A 20,820-nucleotide genomic window follows, 5' to 3' on the forward strand; every position below is an offset into this window, starting at 1 on the left:
GGCAGCTGAAAGCTTCAAACCAAACTATCCAAAACCGGATGGCAAGCTAACCTTTGACCGTCTGTCTTCAGTGTTTGTATCGAATACCGTGCATGAAGAGAACCAGCCAGCGCATTTAAAACTCACCGATGCCTCTATTCCGGTGGAAGTCAACCTGCCGACATGGGACGAGCCTGCACAGCGTTACTGCCCGGCGGGAGTCTATGAGATTATGGAAAATAATGACGGTTCAAAACGCTTCCAGATCAATGCAGCCAACTGTGTACACTGCAAGACCTGTGACATCAAGGATCCGTCCCAGAACATCACCTGGGTGACACCGGAAGGTGGTGGTGGTCCGAATTACCCGAATATGTAAGGTAATTCCTGTGAATGAGAAAAATACATCTATTTCTCACATTCATATACCCACTCTTGAAGCAGTTAGTATTAACACTTCACTTTAATTTTTTAGGTAATCCCAGCTCCCTCGGGAGCTGGAATTAATAAGTTAGAATAGAAATAATAGAAAAGATTTTATAGCGTACTGGATATAAAAATGGCTTAACCAAAATGAGCTAAGCCATCTTTAAAATTTAAAACCAATGACGAAAAATTTTAGTCATTCATTAAGATTTTTGATTTGCTACAAACTTGGCGCGTGCTGCATGCAGTTTTTTATAGCTGTCAATCAGGCGTAAATGACGGTCCAGTCCTTCAAGCTGCATATTGGTTTCGGTCAAACCATAGAAACGAACTGTGCCTTCGATTGAACCTAGAACGGCATCCATACGGGCATCACCAAACATACGGCGGAAGTTGTGCTCATAATCATCCAGTTCCATTTCATCATCCAGAATGACTTCCAGAACGACATTCATGCACTGGTAGAACAGGCCACGTTCAACGGTATTGGTATTGAACTGCAGGAACTGCTCAACCAGATCTTTGGCTTCTTCAAATTGCTGCAAAGCCACATAAATCAGAAGTTTCAGTTCTAGAATCGTCAGTTGGCCCCATTCAGTATTTTCATCGAATTCGATACCGATCAAGGTTTTGATCTCGGTATAGTCATCCTCATCTGCTTCTTCCAGACGCTCAACCAGTGCTTCCAGTTGTTCATCATCCAGACGGTGCAGATTCAGGATATCTTCACGGTATAACAAAGCCTTGTTGGTATTGTCCCAAACCAGATCTTCTACCAGATAAATTTCTGAATAACCCGGTACCAGAATACGGCAAGCTGTTGCACCTAGATGCTGATACACCGCCATATAAACTTCATGGCCCATGTCTTCCAGAATTGTGAATAATTCCTGAGCTTCATCCGCATTCGAGTTTTGACCGTTATTAGTGAAATCCCACTCGACAAAATCATAATCTGATTTCGCGCTGAAGAAACGCCAAGACACCACACCGCTTGAGTCAATAAAATGTTCGACGAAGTTATTCGGTTCAGTTACTGCATTGCTGCTAAAAGTTGGTTTTGGCAGATCATTCAGACCTTCAAAACTACGGCCTTGTAAAAGTTCAGTCAGACTGCGTTCTAATGCTACTTCAAAGTTAGGATGGGCACCGAATGAGGCAAATACACCGCCGGTACGCGGGTTCATCAAGGTAACGCACATGACCGGGAACTGACCGCCTAGTGAAGCATCTTTGACCAGAACCGGGAAGCCCTGTTCTTCCAGACCCTTAATGCCTTCAACAATTTTTGGATATTTTGCCAGAACCTGTTCAGGCACATCCGGAAGTGCGAGCTCACCTTCCAGAATTTCACGTTTAACAGCACGCTCAAAAATTTCAGACAGACACTGTACTTGTGCTTCAGCCAGCGTATTACCGGCGCTCATACCATTACTTAAGTACAGGTTTTCGATCAGATTCGACGGAAAATAAACGGTTTCACCATCAGACTGACGTACAAATGGGAGTGAGCAGATACCACGAGCCTTGTTTCCCGAGTTGGTATCATAAAGATGGGTACCTAACAACTCATCTTCAGGATCATAAATTTCACGGGTATGTTCATCTAGAACTTCTGCAGGTAATTCGCCATTCGGACCTGGCTGGAACCATTTTTCATCTGGATAATGCACAAATTCTGCATTGGCAATATCTTCACCCCAGAACTGATCATTATAGAAGAAGTTGCAGTTCAGACGTTCAATAAATTCGCCCAAGGCAGATGCCAGCGCACTTTCTTTGGTCGAACCCTTACCATTGGTAAAGCACATTGGTGACTGCGCATCACGGATATGTAGCGACCATACATTCGGCACGATATTACGCCAAGACGCGATTTCAATCTTCATGCCAAGGCCTGCCAGAATGGCAGACATATTGGCAATCGTTTCTTCCAGCGGAAGGTCCTTACCCGGAATGAAAGTCGTATGGTCAGAAGCCAGACTTGGTATTAACAAGGCCTGAGCATCTGCATCGATACTTTCTACTTCTTCAATGACAAATTCAGGACCGGTTTGAATTACTTTTTTGACGGTACAACGGTCGATCGAACGTAAAATTCCCTGGCGGTCTTTTTCAGAAATATCAGCCGGTAGTTCCACCTGAATTTTAAAAATCTGTTTATATCGGTTTTCAGGATCAACGATATTGTTTTGAGATAGGCGGATATTGTCGGTCGGAATATCACGTGCCGCGCAATAGACTTTGACAAAATAAGCCGCACATAAAGCTGAAGATGCCAGAAAATAATCGAATGGGCCGGGTGCCGAACCATCGCCTTTATAGCGGATCGGCTGATCGGCGATTACCGTGAAGTCATCGAACTTGGCTTCCTGACGAAGATTATCGAGATAATTGACCTTAATTTCCATGTGGATACCTAAATATTCTTATGTGCCGTCACGGACAGATAAGATGCTGAATCTGAATATACAAGCCGGTTCACGGAGGAGAACTTGAATGAAAAATAGAAAATGGTCAGGTTATGCCATTTGACGAAGTGTCTGGATAACGCTGCCGAGAATGGGCGCTATTATAGAATTATTTTATGAAATTGATAATATTTGTCTGAAATTCTGGCAGATTAAACCAGATCCTCAGTCTTTCCTGAGCTGCCGGAGCATGAATCAACTTCAAGTCATGGCTTATACTATTAATCAAAGTTGCAGATAAGGCAGATTTTCACCCGCCTAGTCTGAATGATTTCATAATTTTAAAAATCATAACTCAGTGCAAATACTGCAAGATTACGCTGCTTGTCATCATAACGGTCATAACCGCCAAAGATATATTCACCCGACAAACTTACCTGAGGTAAGAGCGCATAACTAAGTCCGGCAGAAGCATAACGAAAGGCAAACTGCTTTTCGGTATCGCCCAGTTCACCGCCCTCATATTTGCCTTCATCGTTAAAATAGCTTCCCGCTGCCGTAACGCTGGCATTCAGGCGATCATTCAACTGATGATTCAGGTTAAGCGTATAAAAAGTATCGCCCTGATTGGCATAAGCCACATCATACAGATAGGTCGATACACTGGCGCCAATACTGGTCTGATCATTCAACGCACGACTTACATTTAAGCCCAACTCATTTCCAGTGGTGTTCTCACCGCCCGGATAATAATAGGTCGCATTCCATAAATCCCAGTCATAATTTTCGCTGCTATAGGTATAACCCAGCAGAAAATCATGCTCGAATTTGTCTGAACGATGTCCCGGACGCCCCTGCACTTCTGCATAAGAGTATCCAAGCGTAGATCCCCAATATCCAACATAAAAATTGCCATAAGCCAGATTCAATGCAGCCTGTACAGCAACGTCGTCATTTTCAGGTGCATTGGTCAAACCACGGGAGACGTACTTGGAGACCACACTCAAGTTTCCGCTTGCTTCTATTTTTTTTACTTCCGCATCATCAGCATAACAGTAAAAACTTGAAACAGCAGCACAGCCAAACAGCACTGTTTGATTGAATATTTTCATAAAATATAAATTGTATTAAGCAAAGCCGGAGATAAAACGAAAGCAGTCGAGATTTTATCTCCGTTTTGGGGGGAAAATTGAAATTCGTTTTACTCCTGCTTTACTAGACGACAGGAATAAAACCATGATTTAAGCGCGAGGCGCCTTGTAAAAAGGTGCAGATGAAGGCGCAAGAGGAGGTTTGCCGCGAATATGGTCTGCCAGTTTTTCAGCGATCATAATCGTAGTTGCATTGAGGTTGCCGGTAATGATCAAAGGCATTATCGAGGCATCAATCACACGCAGACCCTGCATTTCATGTACGCGTCCATAACCATCGACAACCGCCATGTCATCCTCACCCATTTTACAGCTACAGGACGGATGATACGCGGTTTCTGCATGATTACGAACAAATTCATCAATTTCTGCATCAGTTTGCAGATTTTTGCCCGGACTGATTTCTTCACCACGATAGGGATCTAATGCCGGCTGATGCATAATTTCACGGGTAATACGAATGGCATCACGGAATTCGCGCCAGTCCTGTTCAGTACTCATATAGTTGAACAGAATACTTGGATGTTCAAACGGATCTTTGGATTTCAGGCGAACCCGACCACGAGATGGTGAACGCATAGAGCCCACATGTGCCTGAAAACCATGTTCATGAATGGCATTGGTGCCATTATAATTAATCGCCACAGGCAGGAAATGATACTGGATATTGGGCCAGTCAAATTCGTCTGAAGAGCGGATAAAACCACCGGCTTCAAACTGGTTACTGGCCCCAATACCTTTACCTAAAAATAACCATTCAGCGCCAATCATCGGCTGGTTATACCACTTGAGTGCCGGATATAAGCTGACAGGTTTTTTGCACTTATATTGCAGGTACATTTCCAGATGGTCCTGCAGGTTTTCACCCACGCCTGGCAAATCCTGAACCACAGGAATATCCAGACTTTTTAACAGTTCAGCTGGACCCACGCCGGAGCGTTGCAGGATTTGCGGTGAGGCGATTGCACCACCACATAATAAAACTTCACGATCCGCAAAAACCTGAATCGGCTGTAAGGTATTTTGTCCTTCAAAATATTCCACACCAATCGCCTGATTACGATTAAACAGAATCCGGTTGGTCATAGCGTGGGTAATAATCGTAAGATTATCCCGGCCTTTGGCCATATCCAGATAACCGCGTGCTGTACTGGAACGACGGCCTTGCGGCGTTACGGTACGGTCCATCGGCCCAAAACCTTCTTGCTGATAGCCATTCAGGTCGTCAGTACGTGGATAACCGGCCTGTACACCGGCCTCGACCATGGCATGGAACAGTTCATTATTCCCATTTTTAGGTGTTGCGACCGAAACCGGTCCAGAATCACCATGATAATCATTGCCGCCAATATCGCGCGTTTCAGCTTTTTTATAATACGGCAAACATTCGGCGTAGCTCCAGTGTTCTAGCCCCTTCAGGCTGGCCCACTGTTCAAGATCCATAGCATTACCGCGAATGTAACACATGCCGTTAATTAATGAAGAACCGCCCAGCCCCTTGCCGCGCCCGCACTCCATACGACGATTATTCATATGAGGTTCGGGATCGGTCAGATAGGCCCAGTTATAGCGTCGTCCCTGTAATGGATAAGCCAATGCAGCAGGCATTTGTGTTCTGAAGTCTAGACGGTAATCCGGCCCACCTGCTTCCAGCAATAGGACTTTCACATCCGGATCTTCAGTTAAACGCGCTGCCAGAACATTACCCGCAGAGCCCGCACCGATAATAATATAGTCGTAATTCATCAAATCCCCCTTATGCGCTAAATACAGATTGGAAAGGACTGAGTTCGACCTGAACCGACTTGGTCTGGGTATATTGCTGTAGCGTGACAATACCGTTTTCGCGACCGACACCCGAATGTTTATAGCCACCGACAGGCATTTCTGCCGGTGATTCGCCCCAGGTATTAATCCAGCAAATGCCGGCTTCGATTTGATGAATAATACGATGCGCACGTGCCAGATTCGGTGTCACGACACCAGCTGCCAAACCATATTCGGTATCATTGGCACGACGAATCGCCTCTTCTTCTGAGTCATAACTCAGAATACTCATGACTGGACCAAAAATTTCTTCACAGACAATCGTCATGTCGTCACGGCAATCAGTAAATACCGTTGGTAGCACATAAGCGCCTTGGGCAAACTGCTCATCTTCAGCACGGCCGCCACCACACAATAAGCGTGCACCTTCGATCTTGCCCTGTTCAATATAGCCCAGCACTTTTTCCATATGAGAGAAGCTGGACACTGGACCAAAATTGGTCTCAGGATCAAGTGGATCCCCCATACGGATATAAGGAATACGCTGCAAAATCTTGTCTTCAAATTCTGCTTTCAAGGCCAAAGGGATAAATACGCGGGTACCATTGGTACAGACCTGACCAGAACTGTAGAAGTTAGCCATCATGGCTATATCTGCCGCCAAATCCAGATCGGCATCTTCACAGATAATCAGCGGAGACTTACCGCCCAGCTCCATCGTGACTTCTTTCAGGCTAGAATTTGCAGCTTGCGCCATGACCTTTTTGCCGGTAGAAACGCCACCGGTAAACGACACTTTGGCAATATCAGGATGCGAAGTCAGATAACCACCAATTTCACCACTGCCGGTAACCACATTAAAGACACCATGCGGCACACCTGCTTCAGTATAAATTTCTGCCAGTTTTAATGCAGTTAAAGGCGTCACTTCACTGGCTTTAAAGATCATGGCATTGCCTGCTGCCAGTGCAGGTGCAGATTTCCATAAGGCAATTTGAACCGGATAATTCCATGCACCAATCCCGGCAACCACACCCAAAGGTTCACGGCGAGTATAAACAAACGAACTGCTTCTGAGCGGGATTTGCTGGCCTTCTAATGCTGGCAAAATACCTGCATAGTATTCGAGTACATCTGCACCTGTCGCAATATCGACGGTGGATGTTTCACTGAAAGCTTTACCACTGTCGAGACTTTCTAAACGCGCCAGCTCGTCATTACGTTCACGGAGGATGGCAACAGCCTTGTTTAAAATACGGGAACGTTGAATTGCTGTCATTTCTGCCCAGACTTTTTGGCCTTGCTGTGCCGATTCAACAGCGCGATCGATATCTTTTCGCGTACACACTTGCACGTCTGCCAGAACTTCGCCTGTTGCAGGATTAATCGTTTGAAACGTGCTATTGGACGTTGCATCGACATATTGTCCATGAATATAAGGACGTTGCAGTTTGAATGTTGTCAATGGAATTTCCTCGCAGGTGGATTATTTGAGTTGTTGCCGGATATATTCACTACACAGTTCAATCGGCAGTTCTGGGTCAATTTCGCCATTTACCAAAGCACCTCTTAACCAGAATCCGTCAATCAATGCTGCCAGACCTTGAGCGGCTTTCTCTGCCTGGTCTTTATTTAACTTTTTCATGAATTCGTATTTAAGATTGGAATGTAAACGGTAATGATTGATCTGCTGTAAACGGTGTAATTCAGGTTGGTGCAAACTGCTAGCCCAGAACGCCAACCAGACTTTCATGGCCGCCTTATCCGTTTGTGGAGCAGCAAAATTACCACGTACGATCGCTAACAAGCGCTGCTCCGGTAAGTCATCAACCTGTATCTTTATCTGTGCAACAGATTTACCCAATTGCTGCAATAAGTAACGCATTGTGGCTTCAATCAAGCCATTTTTACCGCCAAAATAATGACTTATGATGCCGGTTGAGACACCTGCCCTCTGAGCAATCTGACTAATTGAAGCTTCTGCAAAACCTAGCTCATTCACTGCAGCTAAGGTGGCATCGATCAGTTGCTGGCGACGGATCGGTTGCATACCAACTTTTGGCATAAGACTAACCTGAATAACGGATATAACAATAGAAAGTCACTCTGCTAAAGCAAATAGCTGAATGATGTAACAATTCATAAACGCTTTTTTAATTGAACGTTCAATTAATAAAAATTATAGTGCCAGCTCACCCTTGATGTACAGCGCAGTTTGTTTTGGATTTGCAAAAGTTTGTAATTCACGAAAACAAGGAAGCTTTACCGCAGGCTTTTGCTTTTAAATCACACTGCACTGTAGATCATCCGGCAACAACACGATGGTCATGGATTTATGCAAAAGAAAAATGAAGAGATGCAAGATGGTCTGAATAAAGTAGTTTTTTATTTTTCGGCGACACTTATTCTGCTGTTTTCTATCATTACCATTTTATTTAATGAACAAGCCAATCAAGTCATTATCAATATTTTAAACTGGGTCAGTCGTACCTTTAGCTGGTATTACCTGCTAGCGGCAACGCTGTATCTGGTTTTTATCGTCTTTATCGCCTGTTCCCGTTATGGCGAGATTAAATTAGGCCCCAAACATTCCAAGCCAGAATTTAGCCTGTTGAGTTGGTCGGCGATGCTATTTTCTGCCGGAATCGGGATTGACCTGATGTTTTTCTCAGTGGCGGAACCGCTTTCGCATTATATAAATCCGCCTGTAGGCGAAGGTGAAACCTTCGAAGCTGCGCGCCAGTCCATGGTATGGACCCTGTTTCACTACGGTTTAACCGGCTGGAGTATGTATGCACTGATTGGGGTCGCGCTAGGTTATTTCAGCTATCGCTATAATTTACCGCTCACCATCCGATCAGCACTCTATCCTATTTTTGGAAAAAAAATTAATGGTCCAATTGGCCATACTGTGGATACGGCTGCAGTACTCGGCACGATTTTCGGGATTGCCACCACCTGCGGGATTGGCGTTGTGCAATTAAATTACGGCCTGCATGTATTGTTTGATTTACCAGAAAATATCTGGATTCAAACTGCACTCATCGCCGTTGCCGTGATTATTACTATTATTTCAGTCACTGCCGGTGTCAATAAAGGCATCCGGATCCTGTCTGAAATTAATATCTATGTATCAATTGGGCTACTGCTATTCATTCTGTTTGTAGGCAATACCGAGTTTTTATTAGCCGCCTTGATTCAGAATTTTGGTGACTATATCAGCCAGTTCCCGAAGCTTTCTTTAACCAGTTTTCCTTTTGAACAACCGAAAGAGTGGATGAATAGCTGGACCCTGTTCTTCTGGGCATGGTGGATCGCCTGGTCACCTTTTGTTGGTCTGTTCCTGGCCCGTATTTCCCGTGGTCGTACCATTCGCGAATTTGTCACCGGGACTTTGGTTATTCCTCTGTTATTTACCCTGACCTGGTTGTCTATTTTCGGTAACAGTGCTTTATACAGCGTGATTTTTGATGGTAATACTCAACTTGCTACGACAGTTTTAGAAAATCCGGCACATGGTTTTTATGATCTGCTGGCGCAGTATCCAGGCTTTATGTTTACTGCAGGTGTCGCCACCATTACCGGCTTGCTGTTCTATGTGACCTCAGCGGATTCAGGGGCATTGGTATTGGGAAATTTCACCACCAAATTCACTAATATTGAGCATGATTCACCGCGCTGGCTGAGTGTGTTCTGGGCCATTGCCATCGGTTTGCTGACTTTGGCAATGCTCATGGCGAATGGCGTGACAGCATTACAGAACACTACGATTATTATGGGTCTGCCTTTTAGTTTCGTCATTTTCTTTGTGATGGCCGGACTGTATAAGTCCTTGCGTCTGGAGGATTTTCGTCAGGCCAGTACTAGCCTGAATGCGGCACCTGTGGTCGGCAATGTGGATATCCTGAACTGGAAGAAGCGTCTGAGCCGGGTCATGCTGCATCCAAGCCTGTCCCAGACCCGGACCATGCTGGACAATGTCTGCAAGCCGGCCATTGAGGCCGTTGCAACCGAGTTAATTGACAAAGGCATTCAAGTCAATATTCAGGAAAAATCACTTGAGGAAGAACCTGAACTGTATCACCTGGATCTGACCATTCAGCTCGATGAAGAAGAAAACTTTGTTTATGAAATATGGCCAGTACGCTATGACACGCCAAATTTCAGTTCACGTGGTAAACGAACCAAACGTTATTACTATCGTCTGGAAAGTTATCTGTTTGAAGGCTCTCAGGGCAACGATCTGGTCGGTTATAGCAAGGAACAGGTGATCAATGACATCCTGGATAAATATGAACGCCATATGATGTATTTGCATATTAACCGGATCAGCCCAGGTAAACGTCCGCTGTTCCCGGATCGTGAAATCTAGGATTACTCAACTACGGAAGGACTAAATGATGTCAGAAAGTTTGAATGCCTTTGCCCTGTTTTTTTCATTACTCAATCCATTTTTGATGAGTATTTACATGCTCGGAATTATCCGTAATTCCGACGCAAAAATATTCAACATGGCATTGATTCAGGGCAGCCTGATCAGCTTTATTGTGTTCATCATTTTTGCAAAAACCGGTGAAGCCTTCTTTAATGAATTCTTGCATGTACGGTTTGAGTCCTTCCAGATTTTTGGCGGTATTATTTTTCTGGTAATTGGCTATCGTTATGTCTTTGAGGGTGCTGATACGATTGGTGTGATGCGCGGCGCGCCCAGTCATCTGGCGGGCACGATTGCCATGCCGTTTATGATCGGTCCGGGCACCATTTCGGCATCTGTGATCACAGGTATACAGCTCAGTTTAATGCAAACCATTCTGGTGATTTTCTTTACCCTGTTTCTAACCTGTAGCTTGCTGATCCTGATGAAATATCTGCATGATCATTTACAGCATAAATATTCCAACTACATTGACCTGTATGTCGATATTGTCGGTCGTGTTGCTGCGCTTCTGATTGGTACCATTGCCATCGATATGATTGTGACAGGCGTTACCGGAATTTTAGAAACCTGATAAACCTTTTCTATCAATAAATAAAAAGAGCGGTTTTCACCGCTCTTTTTTTGATTTTAAAAATTAAAATTTAAATGACACACCGGCATAAGTAGAAAAACCTTCACCTGGTGAAGATCGCGCTACATCAGCACCTTTATCATTCAGACCAGGAATCACGACCGCAGCATATTTCTCATCCGTGATATTTTTAAAGTTGATCCAGGTTTTCCACGATTGATGTTCTGGTGCATAACCCACGTCAATGCCCCAGATCTGATAGTCATCACTGAATCGGCTATTGGCATAATCATGTGCCATCTTCGATGCATATTCGGTATTCAAACCAATATAGAGGCCATTATTCAAGGCATAACTTAGTTGAGCCTGATACAGATGTTTAGGGATTCCTGGCAACTGGTTCTTGCCAAACAATGGATCATTTTTGTACTGGAAATCGCTAAGGGTATAAGCCTGTTGCAGACGCAGTTCGCCATATTCGGATTCATGCAATGGCGTATCCAGACTTAGCTCCACCCCTTGATGAATCGTTGGCGTGGCATTTGATTCAACAGCAATGGGCTCTGAAGGTCGATTCGATCCATCTTCATAGGTTTTAATCATTTCAGAGGTTAACAGTTCATTTTTCACTTTGGAATAATAGTAGCTCAGTGCCCAGTCTCCAAAGACTGATTGTCCACGTCCACCCAGTTCAAAGCTATTAGCGGTTTGCGTGTCCAAATAGATGGGCGCGCGCACCCGGCCTGAAGCGACACCACTGTCAAAATAATACGGTGAAGACCAAGCCATCGCCCAAGGATGTGCTGGCTCAATGCTGCGGCTTAAATTGGCAAACCATTGCACAGACTCATTCGGCTGATAGGTCAAACCAAGTTGTGGTGCAAAATTCCATTCATAACGACTAACCTCAGGACTTGCCTCGGGATAAGTCACTTCACTTTCCCGATGGGTATACACCGCTGCCAGTCCCAAATCTAATTTGAACTGATCATTTAATGTAGTTTCCTGATCAAATTGCAGCACGTTGTCCGAACCGCGATAGGTATAACGGCGGGTAACTGTATCTGCCGGATACAAAGTTCCATCAATGGTCGTATCACGTCGGATGGTTTCCGTTACACCACTGTCCGGACGATGAGTCGTGCTGCGCAAGGCAATACGCCCCTGATGCTCCAGACCTAGAAACTGATAAGGCCTTTCATACTGGAAGCGCGCTGTAATATCTTCATAATCGACATTAGTACGATAACTGCTTTCACGTAAATCCAGCGGATAATGATGATAAGCCAGACTGCCGGTCAGTTTTGCATCATCCTGTAAATTCCAGGTCGTGGTATTGGCCAGCCAAGTACTGCCCGGCTGAATCCGTTTGGCATCTACCGCTAAATTAAAGCTATTCGCTGCTTCAGGATCATTTTTGAGCTGTTCTTGTGTAATCCGTCCTGGAGTTAAATGCTTGCTCTCACGGTAACGAGCATAAAAACGGGTTTCGATATCCGGACTGATCTGATAGCCCAAATTAAAAGCCAGACCCTTACCATCGCCTTCAGCATGATCCTGAATTCCATCAAACTGGGTACTCGTCAGCGCCAGATAATAATCCATCTGATCCAGCTTTCGGCCGGTACTAAACTGATATTTCTGATAACCATGGCTGCCCATTTCATATTTGAGTTCAGAGCCATCCTGATCTGCGCCGGTCTTGGTTCTATAGTTGATTGTTCCACCTAAGGCCAGTCCGCCTTGCTTAAAGCCATTGGCTCCGCGATAAACCCCGACATGATCAATCCACCAGGGTTCTAGCAGTTCATACGCTGTACCGCCCGGCCCGGTAAATGGAATATCGTCAATCAGGACGTGCGTACCGGATGCGTGTGCACCTGAAGTCCGGTTGATTCCTGAGCCACGGATTGAGACTTTTGCACCTTCATTCCCTGCAGACTGGGCATAAATTCCTGGCTGTAAACGGAACACATCGGCTGTGGTTGCAAGTCGCTGCTGTTCTAATTGCTGCTCACCAATGAAATTCGTTCCTCCTGAAACCTGAGCCAGCTCTTTCTGATATTGCTGCTGCGGATTGGCATTTTGCTCAGCGCTGATCACAATAGTATTCAGCTGTTGAACATTGTCCGGTTCTACGGCAGTTTCAGCATAAAGATGACCTGAGACAATCGACAGAATCATGAGGCTCAGCGGGCTTTTCTTGAGAGGAATTTTTGTCATGTGCATGGCGATTTTATACAGTCCTGTATAAGTGATTCCGTTTTATGAGAGGAAATCAGTTTAAAAATTATGCTGTAGCATAGATCAACATTGTTATTTTCAGGAGTTATTTTCTGCCAAAAAATTGACTGATCAGCGTATGTTTTTTCATTTTATTTAATCTTTTTATTAAAAATCAACTTGCAAGATCAAAACCACATCCTCACAAGTTCCAAGAACTTAATTTTTAAGTAACTGATATTTAATAATATGTAATTTAATTCTGCACAGATGTATTTCCACTTGGCAAAATGTGATAAGTAGAAAAATTTATAATCGACCAAACCAGTTCTTTAATTTCGAAAGTTGGCCGAAGTTGTATATTTTCTGATTTAAAGTAGACAAGATTAACCTCATCACCTTATAGAAAAATTGAAATCCTTGAGAGAAAAAAGTCTATTTTTAAAAATCCTGATGATGCAGGATTTTTAAGAATCACGGGCTTATAGATATTCACCTATTCATTGATCAATTGTAGTAGACCTGTCTTTTTTTGGAAAACCGATCCAGCTGTTTCAAGAAGCCTTCAAAATAATCTTTCTGTTTTTCTTCTATGCGATAGCCGGCGTATAAAGTACGACGCAAGCCTTCAGGCGCCACACAGTCCAAACGGCGTGATGTCACCCAGCCTTTTTGCTCATATTCATTTACCACCCAGTCTGGCAGTGCACCAATCCCGCGGCCACTTGCCACCAGCTGAATCAGCATTTGGGTCAAGTCGGTGGTACGAATGGCTTTTGGTAGAATATTAGCTGGAATAAACAAACGCGACATGATGTCCAAACGGTGTTTATCCACCGGATAAGTTACTAGCGTTTCTTCAGCAAGTTCCTGAACAGTAATCTCTTTAGCACGTACTAGTGGATGGGTATTGGATAAAACCAAGCGTGATTCGTATTCAAATATCGGAAAATATTCAATGCCTTTAAGCGCAATCGGATCAGCCGTAATTAAAAGATCAAACTCTCCAGTTTGCAATAATTCATGCGGATTCGACTCAAAACCTGAGGCAAAGTCCAGGTCTACATCCGGATATTGCATCCGGTATTGATTGAGTAGCGGCATCAACCAGTCAAAACAGCTATGACATTCAGAGGAAAAAACAATTCGTCCGGTCTGACCATGCACAATTCGGCTGATATCACTCTGTGCAATTTGAACTTGCGGTAATATTTCATCTGCCAGTTTTAGCAACCGCTCCCCAACATTTGAAAAGCTCACAGGGCGACTACGCCGATTGACCACTTCGACGCCAAACCATTGGTCGAGTTCACGTAGCTGATGTGACAAGGCTGATGGGGTTAAACATAAATCACTTGCTGCTGCAACCAGAGAACCATGCTCCCGCAGAGCAGTTAAAGTTCTTAAATGGCGAAGTTCTATCATGAAAAATACCGGAAATTTAAAAGACGGATGACACTTAATCTGTCTTAAGCATAACCCATTTTTCTTATTTTATTTAGTTTTTCTCATTTCAAAACCAGAATAATGAGATATATTCAACTATTAGGTTTATAGGTTTAAATTACTATTCCCTTAATTTCATTAATTTAATTTTCTTGGTTAACTTAACCATCATTAAAATAACCCATAAAATATTGATTAAACTTACAGCAGCAACAAGATAGAAAACTAACTCAGGCATAAAAGTCACAGAATAATTTTGCTGCACTCATACAATAAAAATTAGAAAGTATTTTAGAGGATGAAAGACTATGTCGAATCCAATCGATCGAAATGATGAAGAACTCACTGAAGAACAACTTGATCCTCAAGAAAAGCAGGATCGTGAGATCCAGCGCGGTCAATTAGGTCTTCATGATCCACAGCGACAACGTGATCAGCTGCGTCAGGAAAGACAGGATGAGGAACAAATTCAGTAATTTTCCCTGAGATGCAAAATAAAAAACTCCCCATTCTTAAAATAGATGGGGAGTTTTTTTTCAGTATTAAAAAGTTAGGGACTAGTTTTTCGCATCACCACATCTTATACATCTGATCTAATCTGAACAGCTCACCTTCTTGGATGAGTGCTATTTTACTATTTTGTTTCTGTAGAGGCTTTTGCTTGTAGGGACTGCGCTTGTATTTCTGCCGTTTTTTTCTTGGCCTGAATTTGTGCCGCTATTTCCTGATTTTTCTCAGCAAAACGCAAGCCACCATCTCCGGTGAGGCTGGTTTGGCTCATCACCATGCTGCTGCCCAAGATTAAAATCAGCTTAAAAAATTGAATTTTCATGTCTCATCTGCCTTTTTATTCTAATGGTATTAAAAATAAGCAATTATTATTCCAATGTTTTTATGCTTACTTAGATTTTAACTGCACTTTCTATTTTATAGGGATAATCTTCGAAAACACAGAGTCAATCATCGTAAAAATAGAAAAATCTGCAATAAGAATAAATAGATATTTTGACTACATCTCAGCTCAAATCACATCTGATTTTTTACTTCAGTCAAAAAAAATCGTTCAACAGCTTATTTTGATTATTTTCATTGGCTAAAATATAGTGCAAACACCCAGAGCAATAACAAAAAAAGAATCGCTGTGCAGGATTTCCAGAAAGTGACTGGATGCTTTTCAAGCATAGGGCGTGAAACTGATTTTTTAAATTTGATATCTGGGTGTTTCAGATCATATATAAAGGCTGAAAGTGCTTCATAGCGCTGCTCCGGGCGAATGGAAAGCGCTTTTTTAAAGATTGCGTCCAAGCCATGTGGCAGATCCGGTCGATACTCATAGAGAGGATGATATCGAACCTGCTTTAAGGCCTTTTCGGTCTTGCAGCGCGCGAGGTCCGTCCCATAAGGCAATTGTCGGGTTAATAAATAATAACTCATCACCGCCAGCGAGAACTGATCTGATTTTACTGATGGGGAGCATCCAATAAAATATTCAGGTGCCATAAAGGCCAAGGTTCCCAAAGGAACATCTGCATGTTTGGGATTCAGTTCAACCAGACCTCTGACCGCAGTCGATCCATAATCAATCAGTTTCACTTTCAAGGTATCGGCTGGTTCGAGCAGCATGACATTTTCTGGTCGTACATCCTGGTGCAGCATTTCAAGACGGTGCATGGCATTTAATGCTTTGGCCACCTGCTCAATGATCGGAAGCAACTGCTGTAAAGTTAAAGCAGTTTTATGACGGTGCAGCCATCGGTTTAGGCTTTCCCCTTGTAAATATTCATAACTTTGAAATAAAAACTTCTTGCTGCCCTTATGTGGATAGCATTGCAGCAGATTTTCATGTTTTAAGCGTTTCGATACCCAATCTTCCAGCTGAAATTGTTCCATCGCTTGCAGGTCATCCTGCACATCGACAGACAAGGTTTTAATGACCAGCTGATTTTGTGTTGCTTCATCATGCGCCAAATAGAGGCTGCTGCGATGATTTTGGTGCAGGATTTTATCAATTCGATAACCTTCAAACAGGTCGCCATGACTCAGCTGTTGCGGAAATAAAACATGGCTCTTGATATGAAAGGATTCCTCATCAGGTAACTGTTCCACTTTAATGATTTGAATGGTGAGATTATCATCACTACCCCGCTTTAAGGCCAGTTCGACTATAGACTTGGCAATGATATCCAGATGTTGTTGCTGTTGCAGCATCTCCGATATGAGCTGCATCTCAATAAACTCATAGACACCATCCGTCATCAAGATAAAGAAATCATCTTCACATAATTCAAGCTGCTGATAATCGACATCGATACGATGGTCGGCACCCAGTGCACGACTTAAATAATGTTCTGTTGATGACAGGCAAACGCGGTGATCAGCCGTCAACTGTTCAATGGCTTGTGTCTGAATGCGATAAATCCGGCTATCGCCTGCATGAAAGATATGAGCTCTGTTTTGTTTCAAAATCAGTGCACTAAAGGTGCAGACATAACCCTGGTCTTTATCAAAACGCCCGCGGCTTTGCTGAGTTTGTGCATATAGCCAGGAATTGGTCGCACGAATGACCCGTGCCGCCGAAGTTTGGGTACTCCATGCATCCGAAGTCGAATAATAATCCGATAAAAAACTGCTGACTGCAGTTTCTGCTGCAATATGGCTGACATTGCTGCTACTGATCCCGTCTGCAATTGCACAGGCAATGCCCTTACTGCTAAGCGCGTGGCTTTCAGGAATATAGACCCCATGAAAGTCCTGATTCTGTTCTTTGATTCCAGCGGAAGAATATTGCCCGATGCTGATCTTTAATTTTTTATTCATTTTAAATACTCAAAAAGGGATCGAATTGATCCCTTTAATCTCAAGGCATAAATCATCATGCTCAGATTAGAATTCTTTTTTATCGCCAGTACGTACATGCGTGGTATAGAGCGCCAGACCTGTCAGTGCCAAACCGCCCACCAGATTCCCCAGTGCCACCGGTAATTCATTCCACAAGAAGTAGTCTGTAATCGAGAAATCACCACCCATCATCATGGCAAATGGGAACAGGAACATATTCACCACTGAATGTTCAAAGCCCATGGCGAAAAACAGCATGATTGGCATCCACATCGCAATGAATTTGCCGCTGACTGTGGTTGACATCATGGCGCCAATTACCCCGAGTGACACCATCCAGTTACACAGCATGCCGCGGATAAAAATCGTCATCCAGCCAGCAAAACCATATTCGGCATAGCCCAAAGTCCGGTCCTCACCAATATGGGCAATTTTCACCCCGACCGCATTCGGTTCAGCTGCGAAACCCATGGTATAGACTGCGGCCATCAACACTGCCACGGTTAAACATCCGGCAAAGTTACCTAAAAAAACCAGTCCCCAGTTTTTTAAAATACGGGCCCACGTCACCCCAGGACGTTTGTCTAACCAGGCTAATGGAGTCAAAACAAATACCCCGGTCAGCAGATCATAGCCCAATAGATACAACATGCAGAAACCGACTGGAAATAGCAGCGCCCCGATCAGTGGCACCCCTGTTTGTACCGCAATCGTCACGGCAAATACTGCCGCCAACGCCAGAATTGCGCCTGCCATAAACGCACGAATTAAAACATCACGCGTGGCCATATGAAGTTTTGCCTCACCAGCATCGACCACTTTTTTTGCAAACTCTGCAGGAGCAAGATAAGCCATATTTTTATCCCCTTTATATAAATTACTTGCCTGTTTGCAAATAAAAAACGCCTAAGGTCTATTTCAACCCTAGGCGTCTTTGCCTTGCATTATTCAAACAGATCAATTGTGTCATGGCGCCGTTGCCATATTTAATATAGATAAAAGCAAATAGCATGCCATTTATTTTAAATGGCTAATAAAAATCCTATAAATTATTTTAAAATTTCATCCTTATAATTATATTGGCACAATCTCTGCATTATCTATAGCGGTCATTTTTTAAATATAGCTATTGGAGAAGATTATGATTAGCCATCGTCAACAAGTGACAGACATGATTATTTCAGCGAAAGTTTTAAAGTCTATTACATGGGCAGATGTCGCTGAAACAATAGGCCTTTCTAAAGAATGGGTGACAGCCGCATGTTTGGGTCAGATGGCTTTTAATAAAGAACAGGCAGAAAAAATTGGTGAAATATTTGGATTGACTGATGAAGCCATCGCCTGGCTGCAAATCGTACCCTATAAAGGTTCTCTGCCAACTAGCGTGCCGACAGATCCGCTGATTTATCGCTGGTATGAGGTTGTCAGCGTCTATGGTATGACTATTAAAGAACTGATCCATGAAGAATTTGGTGATGGAATTATGAGTGCAATTGATTTCAATATGGATATTCAACGTGAGAATAATCCAAACGGAGATCGGGTGAATGTCGTATTATCCGGAAAGTTTTTACCTTATAAAACTTATTAATCCTCCACCATAAGCATAAAAGCCATTATTAAAATGGCTTTTATTTTATCTACACTTATTAAATTCATTTATTTTTTTAAAAATCATTATTAAAATATATATAATTTTTTCATCTCAAATTAAACATATAAACTATAAATGATTTTACTTTTATTCGATAAATTCAACCATTCTGTACTTTTTAAATAATATTTTCCTATCCTGAATATATAGCTCATCATTTTATTATTGCGTTAGCAAAAACAACAAAAAGGATATTGCTATCCTTTTTGTCAATTCATTTTATATCAGGGCGTGTTGTGTTATTGCTGTACTTCCGCCAGATGACGTTCAGTCACGGCCTGTTCATATAACAGCTGTTCTTTTTCTTTATGTTCGACAGAGAAGCGGATCATCAATACACAACTTGCAGCAATCACTACCAAGCCACCCAGTACCATCAAAGTGGTTTGAATATCCAACATGCCCTTTAACAGAAAACCTGCAGCTACCGCGCCGACATTGCCACCTGCTCCAATAATACCAGCCACCCCCCCCAAGGCATCACGGTCGATAAAAGGTACCAGTGCATAGGTAGCGCCACATGCCATATGAGTAAACAAGGCAAAGATGGTCATTGCCATGATCGCCAAGGTTGCACTATTCATTTGCGAAAACAGAATAAGAAACAGACCTTCCAGCATGATCAAGGCAAACAGGACTTTGGTTCGACCATCCAGACCTTTTTGAATCGCAACTTTGTCTGAAACAATGCCACCCAAGGCACGGGCAAACAATGCCAGTAAACCAAAAATCCCGGCAGCCATCCCCGCTTCTTTTAGACCGAACTGGAAATTGTCGACAAAGTACAAGGCAATAATATTATGGATGAAAATTTCAATACCAAAACAGGCTGCATAAGCGCCAAACAGAATCCACACACGGTAGTTACGTGCGGCATGCATTAAGATGGCAAGGCCGCCTTTTTTATCGCTACCGACAGAAATACCTTGAGCACGGAGTTCTTTAAAATTACCTTGTGGACAGTCTTGTGTGAATTTCCAGTACAGTATCCCGACAATGATCATCAGAATACCTGGAACCAGAAGCGCAATTCTCCAACCCATTGCCTGTTCTACACCGAACATCACCAAAGCAGCCAGCATTAACGGCATCAGGGCTTGAGTCGCACCGCCACCGGCATTCCCCCAACCTGCTGTAGTCGCATTTGCAGTTCCCACGACATTTGGCGCAAACATAATACTGGTATGATATTGGGTAATGACAAAACTAGCACCGATGGCGCCAATCAATAAACGGAAAAACAAGAAAGATTCATAGCTGTTGGCCGAGGCCACACCAAACACCGGAATACTGCCAATAATCAGTAAGGCGGTATAGGTTTTACGCGGACCGTATTTATCACACAATGGCCCCACGATCAGACGCACCAGAATTGTAATAGCGACTGCGGCAATATTGATATTGGCGATCTGCTCTTTGGTCAGGCTGAATTCACCGGCAATGACAGGCATTAAGGGTGCACAGGCAAACCACGCAAAGAAACAGACAAAAAAAGCGAGCCAACTCATATGGAAGGCCCGCATCGCTGAACTACTGAAGTTAAATAGACTTATTTTTGTTGCTTTATTGAGACTTGTATTTGAAGACATAGCCATTTCCTTACCAGAACTGAACGTATTTAAGTCACTGTGATGCACAAGGCATATCAGTAACGATCAGAACGGACGTCATTGGCCGTCATACAAATGTAGAGTCTTCTTTGACTTTAATCAGGTATATGCACAGGTCATGCCAGATTATTTTTAAAATAGAATAAGATGCTGTTTTATATAAAATAATTTATATTTAAGCTCTTAAATTAGACTTTTCATTTTTAAAAATAGAGAGAAAAATAGATAGCTTCTGAGGCATTATGAGCAAAACAGTGAGAGAATGACCTGCCCGGAGTCATTGCTGGTTTAAATCGGTGCAGCATT

16 protein-coding genes are annotated in these 20,820 nt (G+C 43.1%); 5 read left to right on the plus strand and 11 right to left on the minus strand.

All coding sequences use genetic code 11. The features are described from left to right. The coding region (locus tag AC1IR0_RS15270) for a 4Fe-4S dicluster domain-containing protein (RefSeq protein ID WP_479741202.1) at positions 1-358 on the plus strand (358 nt) is incomplete at its 5' end. A 250-nt stretch (positions 359-608) separates the two neighbouring features. Here the strand turns inward: AC1IR0_RS15270 and AC1IR0_RS15275 are convergent. The 5 genes from AC1IR0_RS15275 to betI all read right to left on the minus strand — a co-directional run bounded on the left by AC1IR0_RS15275 (position 609) and on the right by betI (position 7,799). Next, positions 609-2,816, minus strand: a complete 2,208-nt coding sequence (locus AC1IR0_RS15275) for an OsmC domain/YcaO domain-containing protein (RefSeq protein WP_409654001.1) — start codon at positions 2,814-2,816, stop codon at positions 609-611. Between the two features lie 341 nt (positions 2,817-3,157). Beyond that, complete coding sequence (locus AC1IR0_RS15280; protein ID WP_479741541.1) at positions 3,158-3,928, minus strand: TorF family putative porin; 771 nt, start codon at positions 3,926-3,928, stop codon at positions 3,158-3,160. A gap of 129 nt (positions 3,929-4,057) precedes the next feature. Further along, a complete protein-coding gene (gene betA, locus AC1IR0_RS15285; protein WP_479741542.1) occupies positions 4,058-5,713 on the minus strand; it encodes a choline dehydrogenase in 1,656 nt (551 codons plus the stop codon). A gap of 10 nt (positions 5,714-5,723) precedes the next feature. After that, positions 5,724-7,199: a betaine-aldehyde dehydrogenase gene (betB, locus tag AC1IR0_RS15290; protein WP_409653996.1), complete on the minus strand. Its 1,476-nt coding sequence runs from the start codon at positions 7,197-7,199 to the stop codon at positions 5,724-5,726. 21 nt (positions 7,200-7,220) lie between these two features. Beyond that, a complete protein-coding gene (gene betI / locus AC1IR0_RS15295; RefSeq protein ID WP_479741543.1) occupies positions 7,221-7,799 on the minus strand; it encodes a transcriptional regulator BetI in 579 nt (192 codons plus the stop codon). 270 nt (positions 7,800-8,069) lie between these two features. Here betI and AC1IR0_RS15300 point away from each other — a divergent pair, with 270 nt between their 5' ends. Together AC1IR0_RS15300 and AC1IR0_RS15305 are read left to right on the plus strand one after the other, a co-directional pair. After that, positions 8,070-10,106: a choline transporter gene (locus AC1IR0_RS15300; RefSeq protein WP_005246314.1), complete on the plus strand. Its 2,037-nt coding sequence runs from the start codon at positions 8,070-8,072 to the stop codon at positions 10,104-10,106. Positions 10,107-10,134: 28 nt separating this feature from the next. Continuing rightward, entirely contained in the window at positions 10,135-10,743 is a 609-nt protein-coding gene (locus tag AC1IR0_RS15305; RefSeq protein WP_213687285.1) for a MarC family protein, read from the plus strand. 63 nt (positions 10,744-10,806) lie between these two features. On the opposite strand, the gene AC1IR0_RS15310 is transcribed toward AC1IR0_RS15305, so the two are convergent. Next, a complete protein-coding gene (locus tag AC1IR0_RS15310) occupies positions 10,807-12,972 on the minus strand; it encodes a TonB-dependent receptor family protein (protein WP_409653990.1) in 2,166 nt (721 codons plus the stop codon). A gap of 501 nt (positions 12,973-13,473) precedes the next feature. Further along, the gene (locus tag AC1IR0_RS15315) at positions 13,474-14,391 is read right to left on the minus strand and encodes a LysR family transcriptional regulator (RefSeq protein ID WP_121980327.1); all 918 of its coding nucleotides are present in this window, start codon (positions 14,389-14,391) and stop codon (positions 13,474-13,476) included. A gap of 329 nt (positions 14,392-14,720) precedes the next feature. Here AC1IR0_RS15315 and AC1IR0_RS15320 point away from each other — a divergent pair, with 329 nt between their 5' ends. Continuing rightward, positions 14,721-14,888: a hypothetical protein gene (locus tag AC1IR0_RS15320; RefSeq protein ID WP_004280333.1), complete on the plus strand. Its 168-nt coding sequence runs from the start codon at positions 14,721-14,723 to the stop codon at positions 14,886-14,888. Between the two features lie 158 nt (positions 14,889-15,046). Here the strand turns inward: AC1IR0_RS15320 and AC1IR0_RS15325 are convergent, their stop codons facing one another. The 3 genes from AC1IR0_RS15325 to AC1IR0_RS15335 form a co-directional block, all read right to left on the minus strand. After that, positions 15,047-15,244, minus strand: a complete 198-nt coding sequence (locus AC1IR0_RS15325) for a hypothetical protein (RefSeq protein ID WP_409653986.1) — start codon at positions 15,242-15,244, stop codon at positions 15,047-15,049. A 254-nt stretch (positions 15,245-15,498) separates the two neighbouring features. Then, entirely contained in the window at positions 15,499-17,229 is a 1,731-nt protein-coding gene (locus tag AC1IR0_RS15330) for a bifunctional protein-serine/threonine kinase/phosphatase (protein WP_409653983.1), read from the minus strand. A gap of 66 nt (positions 17,230-17,295) precedes the next feature. After that, entirely contained in the window at positions 17,296-18,105 is an 810-nt protein-coding gene (locus AC1IR0_RS15335) for a formate/nitrite transporter family protein (protein ID WP_004280337.1), read from the minus strand. 286 nt (positions 18,106-18,391) lie between these two features. Between AC1IR0_RS15335 and cynS the strand changes: the two genes are divergently transcribed. Then, positions 18,392-18,841 (plus strand): cyanase, encoded by a 450-nt coding sequence (gene cynS / locus AC1IR0_RS15340; RefSeq protein ID WP_004646988.1) that lies wholly within the window; start codon positions 18,392-18,394, stop codon positions 18,839-18,841. Between the two features lie 302 nt (positions 18,842-19,143). Here the strand turns inward: cynS and AC1IR0_RS15345 are convergent, their stop codons facing one another. Then, positions 19,144-20,493, minus strand: coding sequence for an MFS transporter (locus AC1IR0_RS15345; protein WP_409653978.1), 1,350 nt, complete (start codon positions 20,491-20,493; stop codon positions 19,144-19,146). Between the last annotated feature and the right edge of the window lie 327 nt (positions 20,494-20,820).

This window comes from Acinetobacter sp. 129952 (assembly GCF_056642055.1).

What these genes read in the sequence shown, in the direction of transcription:
- AC1IR0_RS15275 (WP_409654001.1), bottom strand. Translation starts at nt 2,816, where the DNA reads ATGGAAATTAAGGTCAATTATCTCGATAATCTTCGTCAGGAAGCCAAG.
- AC1IR0_RS15280 (WP_479741541.1), bottom strand. Translation starts at nt 3,928, where the DNA reads ATGAAAATATTCAATCAAACAGTGCTGTTTGGCTGTGCTGCTGTTTCA.
- betA (WP_479741542.1), bottom strand. Translation starts at nt 5,713, where the DNA reads ATGAATTACGACTATATTATTATCGGTGCGGGCTCTGCGGGTAATGTT.
- betI (WP_479741543.1), bottom strand. Translation starts at nt 7,799, where the DNA reads ATGCCAAAAGTTGGTATGCAACCGATCCGTCGCCAGCAACTGATCGAT.
- AC1IR0_RS15300 (WP_005246314.1), top strand. Translation starts at nt 8,070, where the DNA reads ATGCAAAAGAAAAATGAAGAGATGCAAGATGGTCTGAATAAAGTAGTT.
- AC1IR0_RS15305 (WP_213687285.1), top strand. Translation starts at nt 10,135, where the DNA reads ATGTCAGAAAGTTTGAATGCCTTTGCCCTGTTTTTTTCATTACTCAAT.
- AC1IR0_RS15310 (WP_409653990.1), bottom strand. Translation starts at nt 12,972, where the DNA reads ATGCACATGACAAAAATTCCTCTCAAGAAAAGCCCGCTGAGCCTCATG.
- AC1IR0_RS15315 (WP_121980327.1), bottom strand. Translation starts at nt 14,391, where the DNA reads ATGATAGAACTTCGCCATTTAAGAACTTTAACTGCTCTGCGGGAGCAT.
- AC1IR0_RS15320 (WP_004280333.1), top strand. Translation starts at nt 14,721, where the DNA reads ATGTCGAATCCAATCGATCGAAATGATGAAGAACTCACTGAAGAACAA.
- AC1IR0_RS15325 (WP_409653986.1), bottom strand. Translation starts at nt 15,244, where the DNA reads ATGAAAATTCAATTTTTTAAGCTGATTTTAATCTTGGGCAGCAGCATG.
- AC1IR0_RS15330 (WP_409653983.1), bottom strand. Translation starts at nt 17,229, where the DNA reads ATGAATAAAAAATTAAAGATCAGCATCGGGCAATATTCTTCCGCTGGA.
- AC1IR0_RS15335 (WP_004280337.1), bottom strand. Translation starts at nt 18,105, where the DNA reads ATGGCTTATCTTGCTCCTGCAGAGTTTGCAAAAAAAGTGGTCGATGCT.
- cynS (WP_004646988.1), top strand. Translation starts at nt 18,392, where the DNA reads ATGATTAGCCATCGTCAACAAGTGACAGACATGATTATTTCAGCGAAA.
- AC1IR0_RS15345 (WP_409653978.1), bottom strand. Translation starts at nt 20,493, where the DNA reads ATGTCTTCAAATACAAGTCTCAATAAAGCAACAAAAATAAGTCTATTT.